This is a genomic window from Paenibacillus sp. EKM206P, assembly GCF_011066155.1.
In the GTDB taxonomy this organism is placed as follows: domain Bacteria; phylum Bacillota; class Bacilli; order Paenibacillales; family Paenibacillaceae; genus Paenibacillus; species Paenibacillus polymyxa_D.
This window is the reverse complement of the sequence record NZ_JAAMNQ010000007.1, coordinates 24,816-44,458: the sequence shown is the minus strand read 5'-3', so window position 1 is coordinate 44,458 and position 19,643 is coordinate 24,816. Positions and strand designations below refer to the sequence as shown.

Here is a 19,643-nt window from a genome sequence, read left to right as displayed (position 1 = left end):
TTTTTATTCCCCATTCCCGTCCTTCGGTTTCGGCATTTTCTCCACCAGGTAGGTCCAGTTTTCCTTTTGTGTAACCATTCCTTCCTTCATCAGCTTGCCCATCGCACGCTTGAAGGCGGATTTACTAATACCAAACCGTTGCTTGATAATATCCGGCGGTGTTGCGTCGGAGTAAGGCATACCGCCGCCCGGACGCTCTTTCAGAAAAGCAATCAATCGATCCGCATCCTCATCACGGCCCACTTCCTTGCGTGGCGACATTGCCAGATTGACCCGACCGTCTTCGCGAACAAGCGTGACCCGTACCTTAACCTCTTCGCCCAAGCGAAGCATCCGGTTGCGTTCTGAGGAGTGAATCATCCCAATCGCGCCAAAACCAAGCACCCCTCCGTCCACCAGAACGAATGTGCCCATTTGAAGCGGCTTGTACACAGTCGCCTGCACCCACGTATTCAGCCACGAATCAGGGGCGTGGAAGCACAACGGAGCCAGTTCCTGTTCCCCTGCCAGCTTAGCCCGCAATCTGCCTTGCTTGTCATGCTCCATAATGGCATACACGTAGTCGCCCACCCGAGGATGCAAATCTCGGTTTTCTGGCAACTCACGAATCGGCAGCAAAAGCTGACGACCCAATCCCATCTCCAGGAAACAACCCAAACGCGGATGCACATCGGCCACCTCAAGCTTAGCCATTTCGCCCAACGACAAGAACGGCTTTTTCATGGTTGCGGCCAAACGGTCCTCTGTATCGTGAAAAATAAATACCTCCAACCGTTCACCAACTTCAATTTCACGTGTCAGCTCCGTATAGTGCAGCAGCACATCCTGCTCACCAACAGTGAGAAAGTAGCCGAAAGGAGATACCTCACGATCCACCATAATGGTGACATAAGTACCGGCGATCAAACTCATACCTTTTCCACAACCTTAGCATCCGACCAGAGTCGTTCAATGTTGTAATATTCGCGCTCGTCGCGATGGAAGACATGCACTACGACATCCCCCAAATCCATTAGAACCCAACGGGCGGAATCCATCCCTTCGATTCCTTTGATAGTTACACCTTCATCATGAGCGCGTTTGCGAATTTCTGTTGCAATCGCCTGTACCTGTGTATCCGAATTACCGTGGCAGATGACAAAATAATCAGCTACTAGTGATATTCCCCGCAAATCCAGTGCGACAATATTCATTGCTTTTTTATCATTTGCGGCATCAACCGCTGTTTGCATTAATTGCTCATTAGTTAGGGTCATTCATGAACCTCCGTTTTTCTCTCTTTTAGTTGTTGAATCAAGTCATTGCGCGACAAGACTGTCAGTGGAAAAATAACCTTTTTCTTCTCCAGCAACAATGAAATTGTGGAGTCAAATCCAGCGACAAGGCCCTGCTCCAAACTTTTCTTTGCCTGTTTACGGATATGCTCAACCCCGGGAAAATCCCGTCCCGGTTCGATGTAATCAGCGAGACACACGACTTTGTCCAGCAGGCTCATACCTACGCGTCCTGACGTATGCCAGCGGATCGCATTCCTTATTTCAGAATCATCCACTCCGTAATCTCTTGTTGCAACGCAGTATCCTACCTCTGAATGCCAGAGCTGCTTGTCATGTTCCAAAAGCTCCTGATCACATTCGGGATGACTGCGAATCACCTCTTCCATCTGCTGAACAGGCCAATATTTCGCTACATCATGCAAAATAGCCGCCAGTTCGGCCTTATCCGGATCTACTCCATAACGCTTCGCAAGCTCCACTGAGGTATGCATAACACCTAGTGTGTGCTTCCAGCGTTTTTCAGGCATTTGACCAGATACGGCTTCCATTAATTGCTCACGGCTGTACTTCATACAAACCGCCCCTTGTAATATAGTCATGCACTCGATCAGGCACAAGATAACGGATAGTGCGCCCTTCCGCAGCACGCTCTCGAATATCCGTGGACGAAATGTCCACCACTGGCATATCTGCCAACAGTACCTTGTCCTGCAAATAATGTGGCAACTCATCCATTGCAAGCTGGAATCCTGGTCGCCGAACACCAATAAAACAAATTCGCTGCGCCAGTTCCTCAATTCCCTGCCAATGAGGCAAGTAGTTCACCATATCCGCACCAATAATAAAATAAAAAGCCACAGCAGAATGCAACTCCTGAAGCTCCTTGATCGTGTCAATGGTATAGGATACTCCCCCGCGAAGCACTTCAATATCCAGCACTTCAAAAGCAGGATGACCCGCCACCGCTTCACTCGTCATCTCCAGACGCTCTTTACCGCTCGCCCCCGCCTGATGCTTGTGCGGAGGAATATGAGAAGGCATAAACCATACTTGATCTAGTCCATAGGCATCTCTTGCCGCTTCTCCAGCCAGCAGATGTCCAATATGAATCGGGTCAAATGTACCACCCATAATACCGATTTTCATAATTTTCTCCCCGCATGTTATCCTCTAGGCAACTCAATTTCCTTATGGTCACGGGATTCTTTGTACAAAATAATAGTGCTCCCGATGATCTGTACAAGCTCAGAACCTGTCTCCGCGGCCAGTTCTTCCGCAATTTCATGCTTGTCGTCCAAACAGTTGTTCAAAATTTGTACTTTCATCAGCTCACGCTTTTCAATCGCATCGTTGATGTGACGCATAAGATGCTCATTCGTACCGTTTTTGCCTACTTGAAAAACCGGGTCCAAATGATGCGCCATTGAGCGCAGATATCTTTTTTGTTTACCTGTTAACATGTATATTTAACCCCTTCGTCGCCACATATGCAATGCAGCATTTCCATAATTTTAATGTACCCTCTTACTTACGACAGGCTACTCAGCACAGCCGCTCTCATTTGCTCTACAGCAGGGACAACCCCTGTAAAATACTCAAAAGCCACAGCCCCCTGGTACACGAACATGCCCAAGCCCCCATGTACAGTGCAGCCGCGCTGTTCACGGCTTTCCTGTAAAAGTCTCGTTTCCAACGGGTTGTAGATCAAATCACTCACAATGATTCCCTCCGGAATCAAGCTCGTTTCCAGTGGAAGTTCATCCGATAAAGGAGACATTCCCACCGAGGTTGTGTTAATCAACACATTCACTGTGGCGAGCACGCTCTTGGCATCCTCGTTGGAATAACCCCTCACTGGGATCGCTTCCGTCGTCCACTCTAATGCCAGTTGCTCAGCTTTGTCACGTGTTCGGTTCAAAATAATGACCGATTCCGGCTGCTCCTCCAACAGAGCATGAATCACGCCACGAGCAGCCCCTCCGGCTCCAAGCACAGCAATTCTTGCTCCCTTCAACTCGACAGAAGTCTCTTCTTTGAGGGAACGTACGTAGCCAATTCCGTCCGTGTTATACCCCTTAAGCCGTCCATTATCATTTACTATCGTATTGACAGCGCCAATGAGTCTGGCACCTTCATCAATCTCATCCAGATATTTCATAACCTCGACTTTATGGGGAATCGTCACATTGACTCCGCGGAAATGCAAAGCGCGAATCCCCTTCATGGCATCTTCCAGCTGATCCGGTTTTACATGAAGAGGTACAAAATCTCCTTCAATCGCCGCTGCCTGCAAAGCTATTTTATGCATAAGAGGCGATCTGGAGTGCTTGATTGGATCACCCAATACGCCCAATAGTACAAGACCTTGTTCAGTCGCTTCAGACTCCCCGCTGTTCATCGTCGCTCTCCCCCATATTGCAAAATATTAGGCCGCACAAATACATGAATGGCGGCAGGAACCAGTACAGTACCTGTTCCTTGCCGCCCTATAACATGGTTACAGCAACGTTATATCAACGCAGGCCGCAAAAGCACACGGACTCCCCGAGGAGCATGAATCGCAACCAGAGCTCCGTTCTCGCTATTTACCCTGATCCATCCCAAGCCGGAAATATAGATGTCCGATGGAGACTTGCGTGGCACGCGGAACTCATGTCTTGTCCATTCCGGCATCTCTGCCAATTGATCGCGTGTTGGCGGAGATAACAATTCCCCGGCATGATCAGCGAACAACTGATCAGCTCGCTCCAGCTTCGTGCGATGTATCTTAAGACCACCGTTAATGTAGCAGGTAAAAGATTGGTGCTGACCGTCGACAAAATCAAATCGGGCCATACCGCCGAAAAACAATGTTTGTCCGGCATCAAGCTGATACGCAGCAGGCTTCAGCGGCTTGTCCGGCATAATAGCGCTCAAGTCCTGACGGGAGACGATCTCACTGAATCGCCAAGGGTATACAATACCCGGAGTATCAATAATGTGCTTGCCGTCGTCGAGCGGAATATTCACCATATCGAGTGTAGTTCCCGGGTAACGGGACGTTGTGAGCTCCTGCTCCATGTCGCTATAATCACGAATCAAACGGTTAATGAGCGTGGATTTACCCACATTTGTCGCTCCAACCACATATACATCGCGGTTACCACGGAGCTCAGATACCACATCCAAAAGACGGTCAAAGCCCTGATTTTTTTTAGCTGAGCACAGTACGATTTCTTCCGTGCGAAGCCCTTGTTCCTTCGCTTGCTTTTGTACCCAGTTACGTATCTTGTTCCAATTCGTTACCTTAGGCAGCAAATCGGTCTTGTTTACAGCCAGTATAACCGGATTAGAGCCTACAAAGCGTTGCAGACCGGAAATCAAGCTGCCTTCAAAATCAAAAATATCTACAATGTGGATAACGAGTGCATCCTTGTCGCCAATCTGGCTGAGCAGCTTCAAAAACTCATCTTGATCCACCGTCACTGAAGACGTCTCATTATAGTTTTTGATTCGGAAACAACGCTGACAGATGACAGGTTCGCGAGTAAGCAATTTTTCAGGAATAAATCCCGGAAGCTCCGGGCTAGTGGTCTGCACGGTTATACCGCAACCACTACATTTGACGGCAGTGCCGCCGTCAGGTCTTTCAGTCATTCTTCTTTTCCTCCTCAAGCCATAAGCCTTTCTTACGTAACCTTGTGAGCGCGATTCGCTCCAACCGCCGATTAAATCGAGTCATGACTCCTTCATCATGAATGGATATCGGTAGCACCAACACCGTATGCAACCCCAGTCGGTTACCTCCCAATACGTCCGTCAACATTTGGTCTCCGACCATAATAGTTTCTTCCGGAGTCAGCCCCATCATACGGATGGCTCTACGAAAAGACGAGTTGGAGGGCTTCCGTGCGGCATGTATAAATTCAATGTCCAAAGGCGTAGCAAACACGGATACACGGTCCATATTGTTGTTAGACACGATGACAAGCTTAAAACCCGCCTGTTTGACCTTCTCAAACCAGGCCACCAGCTCGGGAGTTGCATTCGGCGCTTTTGCGCCGACCAGCGTGTTATCCAGATCCGTAATAATGCCGCGATATCCTTGAGCATATAAGCCTTCAAGATCAATATCAAAGACGGTATTCACCCGTAATTTGGGCATCAGCATTTCAAACAACGTCGGTCACCTCAGTTTCATACGACAAACTATACCATATTACTATGGCTTAGTAAAAAGCTATCCGCAACAAACGGACAGCTTTTTCACTAAATATATAGCTAAAGATTAAAATAGACGTTTTATCCAGCCTTCTTTGTGTAACAGAGAGGCTTGCTTGCGAACCATATGCCAATCTTCTGCGGTTACGGATGAGGGACTATAACGCGCCTGTTCAAATCGTCCAAGCAGCTGATGTAAAATTGAAGCCTGTTCCGGTACTTCTAGCGACCATCTATCAACTGATTCCCTCAGTGTTTCGTGACTGGCGCGGACAAATCCCCTTCTTCGCATGTACCTTAACCAGTGCTCAGTTTCGACGACCACCTTTTCATCCGGAGTCAACGGCTTACCTCTGCGTAAACGCAGCAGGTAAAAGTGAAGGTCTGCCCGATTACGCCAGACGACATAAGCAGCCCACAACAGCAGAATTGCAGCAGCAGAACCTATAATTACAGGATGAATCTTTGAAGCTTCCTCCGGATTAGTCTGCGGGGTCTGCTCAGGCTGTTCCGGTTCAGACTGATCTTTAACCTCTGGGGCTTCTGGAGTCTTTGAATCCTCCTGTTCCGTAAGCAGCGGCATATCAAAGCCAGGCGTTGCTTCTACAGGAACCCAACCGTATTCACCTAAATATACTTCCGCCCAGGAATGAGCATCCGCATTTGTCACGGAGTAAGAGGACATATTTTCGTCACCTTCACCCGTTGTTGCATCATCTGAAAACGTCTGCTGACCAGGTGCATACCCTTTAACCCAACGGGCCGGAACCCCAACGGAGCGAGCCATCATGACTAATGAGGTGGAATAATAATCGCAATAGCCCTCCCGAATCTCAAACAGAAAGGCATCCACAAAATCTCTGCTTCTTTTCCGTGAGAGATCCGGATTGTTCGTATATGCATAATTTTGCTGCAAATACTGCTGTAGTAATCCGACTTTTTCATATGGCGTTTTCGCCGTTGACGTTACGTTCTGAGCCAAATCACGAACCCGCTGTGGCAACTCATCTGGAATTTGTAGATAGGCTTCCTGTTTGTTTTTTCCGTACAACTCATTAAAAGTTTTTGTGCGTAGCTCTTTCTCAGGGATCACAGGAACATGCGATACCAGAGTATACGTTTTAGGATAAGCAGTTCTTCGGGAGGATGGATTCCAAAGCAGTTCCGCCTGTTCCGGCTTCCAACGTAACCCGTCTGCCCGTGAATCTCTGTCCACCGATTGAACACGCTGCACCGAATAAGCGCCAAATAGAACAGGATAGCTTTGGTCGTTTTGCATCGTAATGGTCTGAACGACCTGCTCAGTCGAATGCCGCGTTTCTTGTGTGTTTTCAAGCTCTGCGGTCATTGGAACATCATTTAACGTTTGATCATCGTTGCCCTTGTCACTCCAGCCTGTACCGGAATAGGTTCGTTTCGTTTCCCCCCGCCAATAGCTTCGTTGAGTGGTCGTGATGGTCATGACAGGAGAATAGTCAAAATTAAAACCTCCCCCCAACCGATTATCCTGGCGACTATAACCCGATGCAGTGTTCATCCGCTGATCCAGTGCCCCAGATCCATTGTTGATCCCGGCGGTAGTTGAGCTATTTCTCTGGGTCCACGCTGTATAGGGATCCGTCAAAGCGGGCTGTACCTCGGGCATATTGACACCAGCCATAATAATGAGCGCAAAAATGACCGCAATATTGGCTGCTATTTTATATGGATAGCGCCGAATATGCCTCCATCCTTGAGGATAATGCTGCCGAAAATACTGCAGATGCTGTGTCACCAGCCAACCCATACCAGCAAAGACGATCCAAGCAACCTCCTCCCACAGCACAGTTGGCGTGAAGGAATCAAGTACTGCCAGCGCGGCAATGTTAATACCCACAAAAACAAGAATCCGCTGCTTCGTTGTAACGATGAGCGGCACCATTTCAATAACTAGCCAAGCAATGAGGGAAAACCAAATATAAGGTGACATATTGGAAATAAACTGGTCCAGGCGATTGGCTACCCCTCCGAAGGGGATAATGATTGAATAAGACACCAATGTCCGATACAAAATAAAAAACAGCGCCGCCGCCTTAACAATAAATTCAATCCAGGGACGAACTGGTAGTACAATCTTCACCAGAGCCAGCATTGTAATGGTCATTAGTACGAGTGCTCTTGTCTCTTCCAACCACAATTCGGAAGCAAAAGAAACCCATTGCATGGCAATAATAATAATCCATAAAAATGTAAAAGCGGGGACCCAGGAACCCTTTAACGATTGTAACCAGCTCTTCATAGTGTCCCTCCCCCCATTACAGCCGGGAGCTCTTCAAGGCTCTCAACATCGTAGCCCTTAATTCCCCTTGCACGAAGCATGCTCATCCATTCTTCAGCTTCTCCCTCAGCAGAACCTTCTCCGATATAAACGTGGCACGGAGTCATCCCCCGGGTATCAGCCCAGCGAAGAAGCTCCATCGCCCGATAATCCTTCAGCGGACTAATCAGTATAAAATAACAGCCTTGCGGAAACTGGCGCACACTGCTTTCTACAGCGGATTTCAAGCTACCTTGTGAAGTGGTGTGTATGTCTACCAAGTGATGCATCATTCGTTGTCGTTCCATTGTCTGCTCACTTGGTTGAAAGACGGTGCCTTTCTCTCCAGCTGTGCACAATCCAACCCCCATTCGCTCCCGTCCACCATATTCCAGCAATGAAGCGGTAGAGGATACAGCTAGCTCAAACTGTTCGGCGTTCATATAATGCTTCATGTGTACGTCCAGCACAAGCATCGTTTTAGGAACGGTCTCATGCTCAAATTCCTTGGATTTCCAGCTACCTGTACGCGCCGTCGCATTCCAGTGGATGCGCGAAAACCGATCTCCATATACATAATCCCGTACACCGTTAATTTGTGTCGTTTCACGCCGCGTACGAGTTTGAACGGTCTGCGGTCCAGACATCCTTGAGCGACGGTCATTCATCTGCCAATACGGAATGAATACCGTTCGGGGCAGCACCCGAAATTCACCGCGTGCGTTCAAGCTGCCTTTGTGCTCCAACAGACCGAAGATGTCCTCACTCACACATTCCGTTTCCTCAAAGTGATAGCTTCCTCGCTCTAAAGCGGGAGTCTGAAATGTAAGCTGACCGCCTCCTTTTAGACTGGGAATGACACTATCCTCAAACGACCAGGACTCACCTGTATGTCGCTTAAGGACCTCACGGACAATGACATAGGGTAACGGAAGAAATCCAGGAATGCTGAGGCTCAGCTTTACATGCACCTGATCTCCTGCATGCAGCAGTTCTCCAAACTCCGAGCCTTGCGAAAGCTGCCTGGAGCCTTGCACACGGCGAACTCCGCTCAGACCAACGATCCATAAATAAACGATTAACAGCGTAACCATAGACAACAGCATGACCGACGTCTTGCCGCCCTGAAACAACAAATATAGCAGGCACACCACCCATATGACCATCAGAAGCCAGATGCGGCCTGACAGCCGGGGAAGCCTGCGCTTCCTTTTGACCATATTCATTCCCTAAGGACGCTCCATTCGTACGGGTACATGTACGTGCCGAAGGACAGCCTCCAGCACGGACTGGGCATTGGAACTATCCAGGCGCGCCTCGGGACGCAGCAACAAACGATGCGTTAGCACATAAGGTGCCAGCGCCTTCACATCATCAGGCAGCACATAGTCACGGTTGTCCAGAAAAGCGTATGCCTTCGCAGCCATTACAAAAGCAAGCGCCGCCCGGGGGCTAGCTCCCAGCAGCACAGATGGATGTTCTCTTGTCGCACGTACGATATCAAGTAAATAGGACGTCACTGCTTTGTCCATATAAATCCCTCTAATTTCCTGCTGGATGTCAGCAATCTGCTCCATATGAGCTACAGCCTCCAGACGATCTGCTGGCTGGCCTGCCTGATGATGGAGCAGCATGTTTCGCTCCGTCTCCATATCAGGATAACCCAAGCTGATTTTGAGCATAAAACGATCTAACTGTGCTTCCGGCAGCATATAAGTGCCTTCAAAATCAATCGGGTTTTGTGTCGCACACAACATAAAAGGATGAGGCAACATATGAGTGTCCCCATCCACCGTCACACTGCGTTCCTCCATAACCTCCAGCAGAGCTGACTGGGTTTTCGTCGTCGCTCGGTTAATTTCATCCGCCAGCAAAATATTAGTCATCACAGGACCCGGACGGAAATAAAAACGCTCGTCCCGTGGATGAAATATGGATACCCCTGTAATATCACTCGGGAGAATATCAGGATTACATTGAACACGGCGGTAATCACCGCGCATGGATTTGGCAAGAGCCTTGATCATTTGCGTTTTTCCCGTACCCGGAACATCCTCGATCAGAATGTGTCCACCCGCCAGCATAGCCGTAAGCAGTAATTTTATTTCAAAGGATTTACCTAATATACATGATTCCAGATTAGAACGGATTGCAGATACAATCTGCACAGATTCTTGACGTACGGGCATAGCTCTGTAAACCTCCTAGATAGCAACCTGTTTCCTATTATTGTACATGAAGGTAGGCACAGAGTACACTTAACCCCCTGCCCATATTATTCAAACTCCATCCTTCTTTCGATCTCTCATGTGCAGAACAATCAAAAACCCTTCGGTCATTAGATCCGAAGGGCACATGTATACAATTATTTATCTTACGATGTCAAATCTAAAGTACGCTGCTTTTATATGCTTCCTTTTGGACGAACAAACAAGCATGCCAGAAAAGAGAAAATAATCGCAGAGGAAATCCCTGCACTTGTCAGACTAAAAATCCCTGTAATGACACCCAACCATCCGTCCTTCTCCAATTCGGTTAATGCGCCGTGTACAAGTGAGTTACCAAAACTGGTAATTGGAATGGTCGCACCCGCCCCTGCAAATTTAATAAGCGGATCGTATATCCCAACAGCATCAGCAATTGCACCTGCAACTACCAACGTACTCATCGTATGTGCCGGCGTCATTTTGAACACATCCATCATCAACTGGCCCACGACACAAATGGCACCACCCACTAAAAAAGCCCATAGAAATATCATACTGTTCCTCCCGCCTCAAAAGCTACAGCATGTGCAACACAAGGAATGCTCTCACCCTGCTGTGTAGTCAAAGGAGATAATAACGCTCCAGTCGCCACCACCAGTACCTTTTGTAGCTCTCCTTTTTCGATCCGCTTCAACAAATGCCCGTAGGTTACAACAGCCGAGCAGCCACAACCACTGCCTCCTGAAATGACTTTCTTTTGCTTATTAATGTCGTAAATCAGTAAACCGCAATCATTAAAATCCGTCTGATTCATATCGAACCCATCTTTTTTGAGCAGCTCCTTGGCAATCGGTAGCCCTACTGAGGCTAAATCGCCCGTTACAATGAGATCATAGTAACCAGGGTCACGGCCAGTATCTCGAAAATGAGACAACAGCGTATCCGCAGCCGCGGGAGCCATGGCTCCACCCATATTAAAGGGGTCCTTAATGCCCATGTCCATTACACGTCCAATGGTAGCACAATCCACCACTGTCCCTGACTTGGCATGGCCCACTATTGCGGCGCCGGAGCCGGTAACAGTATACTGAGCCGTAGGGGGCTTCTGTGATCCGTATTCATTAGGATAGCGGAATTGTTTTTCCACAGTGCAATTATGGCTAGTCGTACCCGCCATCACGTAGTCACCGGCCTCTGAGTCCACAATAAGTGCGGCTAAGGCTAAGCTTTCCATGGATGTTGAGCATGCTCCAAAAACACCCAAATAGGGAATGGCCAGCTTGCTAGCCGAGAAGGAGCTACTGACAATCTGATTCATCAGATCACCACTAATAAAAAACTGCACTTCTTCTTTGTTCAAATTGGCATTAATTAGCGCCAGCTCTGTAGAGTGCTCAATCAATCTACGTTCCGCTTTTTCCCACGTTTTCTCGTTGATTTCTATATTGTCATAAATATAATCAAAATCTGTGGACAACGGCCCCTCTCCTTCATCCGGGCCCACAACAGTGGCACTTCCAATGATGCGCGGTCTCGATTCAAACTTCCAGGTTTGTCCTCCCTGTCTTCTCATAAGTGATTGCCTCCTACACCAAGGATGGCATATATAACGCCTATGATAAATGCAGCCACCACCCCGAATACGACAACCGAGCCTGCCAGTTTGAACATATTCGCGCCCACTCCGAGCACCAGTCCCTCAGAACGATATTCCAATGCAGCCGAACACATGGAGTTAGCAAAGCCTGTAATTGGCACAGCAGTTCCCGCTCCCGCCCATTGGGCAACCTTATCGTAAACCCCGATACAGGTTAATATGACCGCCAGCAAGATCATCATAGATGAGGTCGGCGGGGCGGCCTCCTTGGCTGATATGTGCAACCCTGCCATAAAAGCCTCCTGAATCGCCTGTCCAATCACACAGATCCCGCCTCCAACCAGAAAAGCGCGCACACAATTGGCAAATACTTTTCTCGAGGGCTCATGCTTTTGTGAAATATTCTGATAGTCCTTCTCATTTATGGACAGCGGCGACGTATTGGTACGAAAACCGCGCTGCCCGGATTTAGCCGGCATCATTCACCACCCCTTATCTGTAAGTTTTCGCGCTTGGCGGTTCGAATTGCTTGGGTCTTTTTCATTATGAGCTTTTTGGAGAAATGTTATGTCAGGAAAATGATATCGTGGACATTCCGTACAAATCCATTCATACTAAATACATGACGACCACTGGTTAATTAATAAGGAGTGAGGTATACATCATGGAATCAAAAACATTGGAATTGTTTAAAACCTTAACGGAGTTTCCTTCCATTCCTGGACATGAACGTGAGTTGCGGGCATGGGTTAAGGAACGGATATCCGGTTATACCGATGAAATCGTGCAAGATCGATTGGGGAGTCTTTTTGGGGTGCTACGCGGTCAAGAAAGTGGACCACGAGTAATGGTGGCAGGCCATCTGGATGAAGTCGGTTTTATCGTGAATGGTATTACGGAAAATGGAATGATTCGTTTTCAGCCGGTTGGAGGCTGGTGGAGCCAAGCCATCATGTCACAACGTCTTCAAGTATTGACTCCAAAAGGCCCAGTTATCGGTGTAGTTGGCTCTGTCTCGCCTCACTTGCTGGATGAATCGCAACGCAGCAAACCTATGGACATCAAGCATATGTATCTGGATATCGGCGTAGACAGCAGACAAGAAGCGCAAGATCTGGGGATCGTACCAGGAACAGCCATAGCACCAATCTGTGATTTTACACCACTGACAAATCCTAAAAAAATCATGGCTAAAGCGTGGGATAACCGCTACGGTGTAGGCTTGGCTATTGAACTGCTTGAAGCGTTACATAAAGAAAAAGACAAGCTTCCCAATACATTGTATGCGGGGGCCACTGTTCAAGAGGAAGTGGGACTGCGTGGTGCACGCACAGCGGCCAATCTGATTCAGCCCGATATTTTCTTTGCACTGGATTGCAGTGCAGCCAATGATATGGGCGGTGACCCGAATGCTTACGGACACCTCGGTAAAGGCGCACTGCTGCGGGTATTTGATCCGGGTATGATTACACATCGCGGGATTGTGGAATACGTGCAAGACATGGCGGAAACTCATAAAATCAAGTATCAATATTTCATCTCCACAGGGGGAACCGATGCGGGCCAAGTGCACTTGAGCGGAATTGGCGTGCCATCCACCGTCATAGGCATCTGTGGACGATACATCCATACTTCCTCGTCTATTATTCACACTGATGATTATGATGCAGCCAAAGAGCTGATCATCAAGCTGGTTCAAAACCTGGATCGTACAACGCTGAATACCATTATAGAACGAGCTTAAGGTGTAATAGAGAATCGCTATCTATAAAAAACAGTCAAGACACGTACAACGTGCATTGACTGTTTTTTTAATTTAATAGAAACAAAAGATAGAACATTTCAAATCAAATGCTTATAACGAAGCAAAGCAATCACTACAAGTACAGTAGTTAGAGCAATGCAGACGTTTTCTACCTTAGCTCCCTTCCGGGTTCCGGTACTCATCAATTTAAATCGCAGCTTCCATTTGAACGGCGGCAAAGGTTTAATTCCATTATTCGTCAAGGAATCTGCCAGTAAATGCAGCAAGTACGCCATACCTCCAGCCAGCCATATGCTGTCACCGTGCAAACGTGTCGTACCATAAAGCAGCGCAGTCCATGCGACTGTCCCGTATACCGTATGAGTTAACCCCCGGTGTGGGACTAGCGTACAAATGATCAGCAGACACCCAGCGATATAATTCCACGGTGCATATGATTCTCCATACCAGGCGAGGCCGATACCAATTAGAAAGATAATAACCTTGCGCATGGATCGTGAAGGCATAAAAGAAGCACTAATCATTAGCAAAGCCAGAACAAGATTCCATGGCGGCGGAGCCAAACGAGTGAAAAATACCCAACCAGCAGCCCCAATCATTAGAAGCTGTATGAGTCTAAGCATTTTGGTTGGCAGCGCACGGCTCACGAGCATGGAGTTAGGCTCGTCAATATCCGGCAACAATGAACCGACCACAGCAGCTGCCACGGCAGCCGGGGTCACTTCGTATCCACTTAGAGCTAATACCGACAGGGAGACCCCGGTGCCAATAATCAAATGGGCTCTTCCCATCATGGTGCAAAACATCCTTTCGTTGCAGCATACAACAGAGTTCAACATCACTCCATTTGAATCAGCATGATTCGATTGTATACGACAAACAAAAGGAGAACAATAGTTCGCTTATTCTATTTAAAAGACTTCATTCAAAAGTCCTAGTTTAATCGCTCTAAAGTATTTTACTGGCGGTGCATAGAAGACATTCGTCCTTATTATTAATCCCCTCCTCTGTCCTTACTCTCCAGTCAGCCCTGTCCTGTGTTATAAGGATACATCTTCCTGAAATTATCGGCTGCCCTGCAAACTTTCTGCGAAAAAGAGCACCGTTCAACCATTTCCCAAAAAAACAAGACATATGGCCTATGAGTAAGTTGACAAACATCTTCAATATTTTCTTTTTGCCTCAAAGTCCTATTGCACAATTTGAAATATTAGGTAATATAGTGTTTATATTTACTATATGAATCTATTAAATGAATAAGGAGGAAATGATTATGCGAAAAAAATCGACGTTCCGAAAGTTCAAAACCATCGGTCTGACATCGTTGTTAAGTCTTGTATTATTCGCCCTTCCCGCTTCAGCTGCTTGGAATGATACATACACAGGCTACGCCACATATACGGGATCAGGTTACTCTGGAGGGGCATTACTACTTGATCCCATCCCTTCGGATGCCAAAATCACAGCGCTTAACAGCACACAACTGAATTATAACGGAATCAAAGCTGCATTAGCTGGAGCCTATTTGGAAGTTCAAGGTCCCAAAGGGAAAACAACCGTATATGTAACTGATCTTTACCCCGAAGGTCCAAGTGGCGCACTCGATCTGTCCCCGAACGCGTTCAACCTGATTGGCAATCAATTAGACGGAAAAATTAATATTTCGTGGAAAGTTGTCAAAGCTCCGGTTAGCGGCAATGTCTCCTACCGTATTAAAGAAGGCAGCAGCCAATGGTGGGCAGCCATTCAAGTACGCAATCATAAATATCCGGTCTTGAAGATGGAAGTCCAACAAAACGGACAATGGCTCAATCTCGAAAAACAGGATTACAACCACTTTTTGGGTACCAACTTAGGAAAACAGCCTTTGAAAATAAGGATTACGGACATTCGTGGTGTCGTGCTCAACGATACCATCCCAGCTCTAGCGGAAAATGGCACAGGCCAAGCCTATATCGTTAAAGGTAACGTTCAATTTCCAGACTGATGGAGTACTGCTTCTCTTTGCTTACGTTATTTCAGGATCGATCCCCTAGGCTAATGGGAGTGTTTTACTTCTAGGCCATTTTCTCCGGGGAAACGGTTTTTCGTAAATCGGTAAAAGTTTCAAACCATGTAAAAAAAGCGCTGATCCAGGTTGGGCCCAGCGCTTTTTCGTGGTTTCGGATTACGAACTTTCTCAGGCCAAACAGGCCGGGTTGGCGACTTATTTCCTGAAATGACGCATTCCCATCCGTTCGCCGCTATTCTTACTGGGCCGTTAAAATCAGCGGTCCGTCCGGCGTGACTGCGATCGTATGCTCATATTGCGCTGACAACTTGCCGTCGGCTGTCCTCGCCGTCCACTGATCGTCGTCGATCGTGATACGAAACGTACCTTCGTTGACCATCGGTTCAATCGTAAACACCATGCCTTCCTTTAACCGAATGCCTTTGCCGGCTACGCCGATATGCTCGTAGCTCGGCTCCTCATGTAGGCTCCGTCCAATCCCGTGGGCCAGCAGATCGCGTACGAGCGAAAACCCGTTCGCTTCTGCATGCTGTTGAATCGCCGACGTTATGTCGCCGAGCCGGCCCCCAGGGAGGGCCCGGGCGATCCCCAGTTCCAAGCATTCCTTTGTCACCTTCATTAATTTTTGCGCCTCCGGCCGGATATTGCCCACCGCATAGCACCAGCACGAATCGCCGAACCATCCGCCGTATTCCACGACGATGTCGAGCTTCAGCAAGTCGCCGTCCATAAGCATCTGGTTCGAAGGAATGCCGTGAGCCACCACATCATTGACCGAAATGCAGGTTTCGGCGGGGAAACCGTTGTACCCTTTCGTAAACTGCTTGCCACCCAGCTTGGTGATGTGTCTGGCAACAAAGTCATTGATTTCCCGGGTGGTGATCCCAGGCTCGATCAGTTTGGCCACCTCGCGGTAGCAGTCCGCAACGATTTGGCTCGCCGGCTTCATCTCTTCGATTTCCCTAGGTGATTTTAAAATAATCATCTTTGTTTGTTCGCTCCTTATCCATTCTATAATTTTAAAAGTCGGACGATATCCCTGGCCTCCTCGTGCAGCTTTCCGCGGCGAAGCGAAAGCGCGGCGCAACCGACCAAAGCGGCCAGCAGCATTTCCGCGCGTTGTAGCCGATACGACGGCTCCGTCGCGTTTTCGCCGGAAGCGGTAGACCCGCCCGCCACACACCCGGTTTCCAGCAGCGCGGCAAACGGCGCGAGCACCTCCCGGCGAAAGACGGCCGAGAGCGGGGCCGAGCGCGCTTCAGGTAGCGAGGCAAAGCCCTCACCGGCCAGCTTATTCAGCAGGTACAGGGCGTGGTCCTCCGCCCAAAGCTGCAGCAGCCGGACGCTGGCAGCGGCAACGGGGCCAAGCTCTGCGACAGCCAAGTTCCCAGTGTCCGCCGCATCAGCCAAGCCAAAATGCCCGCCCGCCGGCGCCTCCCCCGAAGCCGAAACGTGCGGGACCTCCGGCGGAACCTTCAGCGGAGCCTCTAACGAGGACTCCAGCCATCCCCCGGCCCGCTCCAACGCATCCCATAGCAGATCGTAGAGCAAATTGCCCTTATTGCTGTAATAGTGGTATACCGTGCCATAGCCGAGTCCTGCCTGCGCAGCCACATCGCGGATTTCCAGTAAAGGTCCTTTATTCAAAAATACATCGGCAGCGGCTTTCCGGATTTGCTCCAGACGCCGCAGTCGAATCTCTTCGTTTTGTTCCTTCGTACGTGGACTCATCTCGTCCGTTCACCTCTTTTATTTTTGACCTACTCTTATGTCAATATAAAACATTGGCATGCAAATAACAAGAGATTAGCTGAAGGATTTCCGGCTCAACCTAGAAATCGGTACTTGACCAACGGGTTAGCTGCTTAACGAAAAATCATTATTTTTCACAAAGAATCGGTTTGTTCACTGTCCTGTTCACAAGATCACACGTATAATGAATACATAAATAGGGTGTACTTTACAGCTACGTGCACACAGACAGGAGGCCTGTTCAAATGAGCAATTTCAAAAAGCATCATAAGCTTCACAGCAAATTGCTGGTCAGCATTACGTTATGTATTACGCTAACGTTGCTGGTATCCACCACTGTGTATTATTTTTACTATATTCGTGTGGAAAAGGAGCAGGCATTCGAGGCCAATCACAACAGCTTGACATTGAGAAGCAGAGAGGTTATTAACATGACATCTATCGCTCAATCGTTGGCATTCCAAATGTATCGCAGCAGTACCCTATCCAAGTTGTTGTATTATCCCAAACCTAATGTATATGATGTAACCGCTGCCATGACCGAATTGAACAATTATCTTAACTCCATGCCGTATATCGAATCCATCTACGTGTTTAACCCTAAAAGCGGCACCTTCTACATTGCGTCTTCACAAGGTCAAAACGGGTTATTCAGCAAACATGAACTGGCTGATACAGATATCATTCGCGTACTGGATCATTATCAGGACTATAAACCCTTTACGCCTATTCCACGCACGTATCCGCTGCTGACTGCCTCAGACTCCAGAGCTGGAGTAGAGCAAGCAAGCCCAGATATCGCAGCCTATACGTATTTATGTTATGACGCAATTAACTCGAACGAAGCGATAAATTCGGCTGTGATTGTGAATGTGTCGGCGGGCTGGATGAACAAGGAAATGGCGGCGAATCCAATCTCAGGCGGGACCGCTTATATTTTAGACGATCAGGGCAGGCTGTTGTCTGGTACAACATTGACAGACGAAACTTTGAACGAAAAAGAGCAGCTATGGTTGCATACGAGAGTCAAAAAACAAGAAACAGGCTATTTTGTAGAAGACTTTCATGGTAAAAGATCACTCATTTCCTACACCTCCCCGGACGGACTAGGTTGGCAGTATATTAGTGTCACACCATATGAAAGCGTTATCAAAATGGCGAGTGTTATTCGTAATGCGATGTTACTGATAGCCGCCATCATTGCATTGGCAGGATTCGTGGCTTCGTGGCTGCTGTCCAAAATGCTGTATACGCCTATTGGCCAAATCGTTGTGCATATGAATTCACTGGAATCGGAGAAACGAAACAGTATGTACACGATCCGGCAAAACATTTTAAGAAATGTGATTCGGGGAATTCAAAATATCCCTGCCAGTGAAGAACCGGAACGATTGCGCGAGCTTGGGATTACGTTCCAGTTCGACAAAGACTACCGCCTTGTGCTGCTACGCATAGATGAATATACCCGATGGCAAAGCGAACGTGGACCTGATCTGCTACCCTATAAGTTTGCAATTATGAACATTGCTTCTGAAATATGCGGACAGACGTACCGGGTGGAGACTGTTGATATGGATGAGGACAGTGTACTGCTGATGCTTAACATTCTCGATCCCGCAGAACATACAGACACTGTACTACTAGAAACTTTATTACGCCAAATACGCGAAGCTTGCTTTGAATATTTGAAGCTGAGCGTTTCACTGACTTACAGTGCCATCACGAGTCAACCAGAACGGCTACATTTGCTGTACCGCCAGGTACAAAACGCATCTATGCACCGATTTTTTCAGGGACATGGCTGCATTATTAATGCGCAAAACACTACAGATGAAGATATCCAAAATACTTACGTATATCCAGCCGATAAAGAGAAAAAAATGCTGGATATGCTACTGTCTGGTCATACGGAGGATGCACACAGTATGATCAAAGAATTATTGATGCATATGGAAAAATATCCGTTTTCCTCTGTTCGAGAGGCGATATCCCGGCTCATCATGAGTGTGAATAATGCTGTTCGGCATATCAGTGAGCTCAATGGATTTGCTATAGAATCTAAACCTGAATTACCATCCGCAGATCGGTTAGAGACCGCTGAAAACCTTATTGATCATTATCAATTGGTCTTTGATCATATTCGCTCCAGTCTATCGGAAAAACGAAACACGAAACAGGAACGTTTGGTGCGACAAATTAATGAACGAATGGAGCAGGCCTATACGGATCCCAATTTTTGTCTCAATCAGATTGCGGAAGAGCTGGATATGTCGCCGATCTATGTCAGCAGGCTATATAAGCAACAGACCATGTCTACTATCGTGGACGTCATCCAACAACTCCGTATTCGCAAGGCCTGTGAGTTACTGGAACAGACCGACTGGTCCGTGGCTGACGTAGCAGAACAAACCGGATTTGCAAGCAGCTCTTATTTCCATCGCATGTTCAAACGTAGCTTGGGCGTAACACCGACAGATTTTCGCCGTTCTAGAGCAAATGCGCAATAAGTAAACTGACATCAAGAAAGCAAGCCTCCAA

General features: G+C 47.8%; 20 protein-coding genes. 3 read left to right on the top strand and 17 right to left on the bottom strand.

The features are described 5' to 3' along the window. Positions 1-3 precede the first annotated feature (3 nt). From G9G53_RS15885 to spoVAC, 14 genes are all read right to left on the bottom strand, one after another. Positions 4-912: a CvfB family protein gene (locus tag G9G53_RS15885; RefSeq protein ID WP_029515375.1), complete on the bottom strand. Its 909-nt coding sequence runs from the start codon at positions 910-912 to the stop codon at positions 4-6. After that, positions 909-1,256 (bottom strand): ribosome silencing factor, encoded by a 348-nt coding sequence (gene rsfS, locus G9G53_RS15880; protein WP_013311194.1) that lies wholly within the window; start codon positions 1,254-1,256, stop codon positions 909-911. Before rsfS ends, G9G53_RS15885 begins: the two co-directional genes overlap by 4 nt. After that, on the bottom strand, positions 1,253-1,849 hold the full coding sequence (gene yqeK / locus G9G53_RS15875) for a bis(5'-nucleosyl)-tetraphosphatase (symmetrical) YqeK (protein ID WP_165148963.1): 597 nt from the start codon (positions 1,847-1,849) through the stop codon (positions 1,253-1,255). The genes rsfS and yqeK overlap by 4 nt, the downstream gene beginning before the upstream one ends. Beyond that, a complete protein-coding gene (gene nadD, locus G9G53_RS15870) occupies positions 1,833-2,423 on the bottom strand; it encodes a nicotinate-nucleotide adenylyltransferase (protein ID WP_165148960.1) in 591 nt (196 codons plus the stop codon). The genes yqeK and nadD overlap by 17 nt, the downstream gene beginning before the upstream one ends. 17 nt (positions 2,424-2,440) lie before the next feature. Continuing rightward, complete coding sequence (yhbY, locus tag G9G53_RS15865) at positions 2,441-2,737, bottom strand: ribosome assembly RNA-binding protein YhbY (protein WP_013311197.1); 297 nt, start codon at positions 2,735-2,737, stop codon at positions 2,441-2,443. A 68-nt stretch (positions 2,738-2,805) separates the two neighbouring features. Next, positions 2,806-3,675: a shikimate dehydrogenase gene (aroE, locus tag G9G53_RS15860; protein WP_165148957.1), complete on the bottom strand. Its 870-nt coding sequence runs from the start codon at positions 3,673-3,675 to the stop codon at positions 2,806-2,808. Between the two features lie 110 nt (positions 3,676-3,785). Beyond that, complete coding sequence (gene yqeH / locus G9G53_RS15855) at positions 3,786-4,913, bottom strand: ribosome biogenesis GTPase YqeH (protein WP_069010449.1); 1,128 nt, start codon at positions 4,911-4,913, stop codon at positions 3,786-3,788. Continuing rightward, positions 4,906-5,436: a YqeG family HAD IIIA-type phosphatase gene (locus tag G9G53_RS15850; RefSeq protein WP_013311200.1), complete on the bottom strand. Its 531-nt coding sequence runs from the start codon at positions 5,434-5,436 to the stop codon at positions 4,906-4,908. Before G9G53_RS15850 ends, yqeH begins: the two co-directional genes overlap by 8 nt. A gap of 108 nt (positions 5,437-5,544) precedes the next feature. Continuing rightward, the gene (locus G9G53_RS15845) at positions 5,545-7,755 is read right to left on the bottom strand and encodes a transglutaminase TgpA family protein (RefSeq protein ID WP_165148954.1); all 2,211 of its coding nucleotides are present in this window, start codon (positions 7,753-7,755) and stop codon (positions 5,545-5,547) included. Then, on the bottom strand, positions 7,752-8,999 hold the full coding sequence (locus tag G9G53_RS15840; RefSeq protein ID WP_165148951.1) for a DUF58 domain-containing protein: 1,248 nt from the start codon (positions 8,997-8,999) through the stop codon (positions 7,752-7,754). Before G9G53_RS15840 ends, G9G53_RS15845 begins: the two co-directional genes overlap by 4 nt. A gap of 3 nt (positions 9,000-9,002) precedes the next feature. Continuing rightward, positions 9,003-9,962 (bottom strand): AAA family ATPase, encoded by a 960-nt coding sequence (locus G9G53_RS15835; RefSeq protein ID WP_165148948.1) that lies wholly within the window; start codon positions 9,960-9,962, stop codon positions 9,003-9,005. Between the two features lie 215 nt (positions 9,963-10,177). Continuing rightward, entirely contained in the window at positions 10,178-10,534 is a 357-nt protein-coding gene (spoVAE, locus tag G9G53_RS15830) for a stage V sporulation protein AE (RefSeq protein WP_013311204.1), read from the bottom strand. Beyond that, complete coding sequence (gene spoVAD, locus G9G53_RS15825) at positions 10,531-11,553, bottom strand: stage V sporulation protein AD (protein ID WP_165148945.1); 1,023 nt, start codon at positions 11,551-11,553, stop codon at positions 10,531-10,533. The genes spoVAE and spoVAD overlap by 4 nt, the downstream gene beginning before the upstream one ends. Further along, the gene (gene spoVAC / locus G9G53_RS15820) at positions 11,550-12,056 is read right to left on the bottom strand and encodes a stage V sporulation protein AC (RefSeq protein WP_165148942.1); all 507 of its coding nucleotides are present in this window, start codon (positions 12,054-12,056) and stop codon (positions 11,550-11,552) included. The genes spoVAD and spoVAC overlap by 4 nt, the downstream gene beginning before the upstream one ends. Before the next feature lie 185 nt (positions 12,057-12,241). Between spoVAC and G9G53_RS15815 the strand changes: the two genes are divergently transcribed. Beyond that, a complete protein-coding gene (locus tag G9G53_RS15815; RefSeq protein WP_165148939.1) occupies positions 12,242-13,321 on the top strand; it encodes a M42 family metallopeptidase in 1,080 nt (359 codons plus the stop codon). A 98-nt stretch (positions 13,322-13,419) separates the two neighbouring features. Here the strand turns inward: G9G53_RS15815 and G9G53_RS15810 are convergent, their stop codons facing one another. Next, entirely contained in the window at positions 13,420-14,136 is a 717-nt protein-coding gene (locus G9G53_RS15810; RefSeq protein ID WP_039272325.1) for a metal-dependent hydrolase, read from the bottom strand. Positions 14,137-14,615: 479 nt separating this feature from the next. Here G9G53_RS15810 and G9G53_RS15805 point away from each other — a divergent pair, with 479 nt between their 5' ends. Then, on the top strand, positions 14,616-15,329 hold the full coding sequence (locus tag G9G53_RS15805; RefSeq protein WP_165148936.1) for an expansin EXLX1 family cellulose-binding protein: 714 nt from the start codon (positions 14,616-14,618) through the stop codon (positions 15,327-15,329). 262 nt (positions 15,330-15,591) lie between these two features. Here the strand turns inward: G9G53_RS15805 and map are convergent, their stop codons facing one another. Then, complete coding sequence (gene map / locus G9G53_RS15800; RefSeq protein WP_165148933.1) at positions 15,592-16,338, bottom strand: type I methionyl aminopeptidase; 747 nt, start codon at positions 16,336-16,338, stop codon at positions 15,592-15,594. A gap of 26 nt (positions 16,339-16,364) precedes the next feature. Next, positions 16,365-17,084, bottom strand: coding sequence for a TetR/AcrR family transcriptional regulator (locus G9G53_RS15795; protein ID WP_165148930.1), 720 nt, complete (start codon positions 17,082-17,084; stop codon positions 16,365-16,367). Positions 17,085-17,350: 266 nt separating this feature from the next. On the opposite strand from G9G53_RS15795, the gene G9G53_RS15790 reads away from it, so the two are divergent. Further along, on the top strand, positions 17,351-19,612 hold the full coding sequence (locus tag G9G53_RS15790; RefSeq protein WP_165148927.1) for a helix-turn-helix domain-containing protein: 2,262 nt from the start codon (positions 17,351-17,353) through the stop codon (positions 19,610-19,612). Positions 19,613-19,643: the final 31 nt, after the last annotated feature.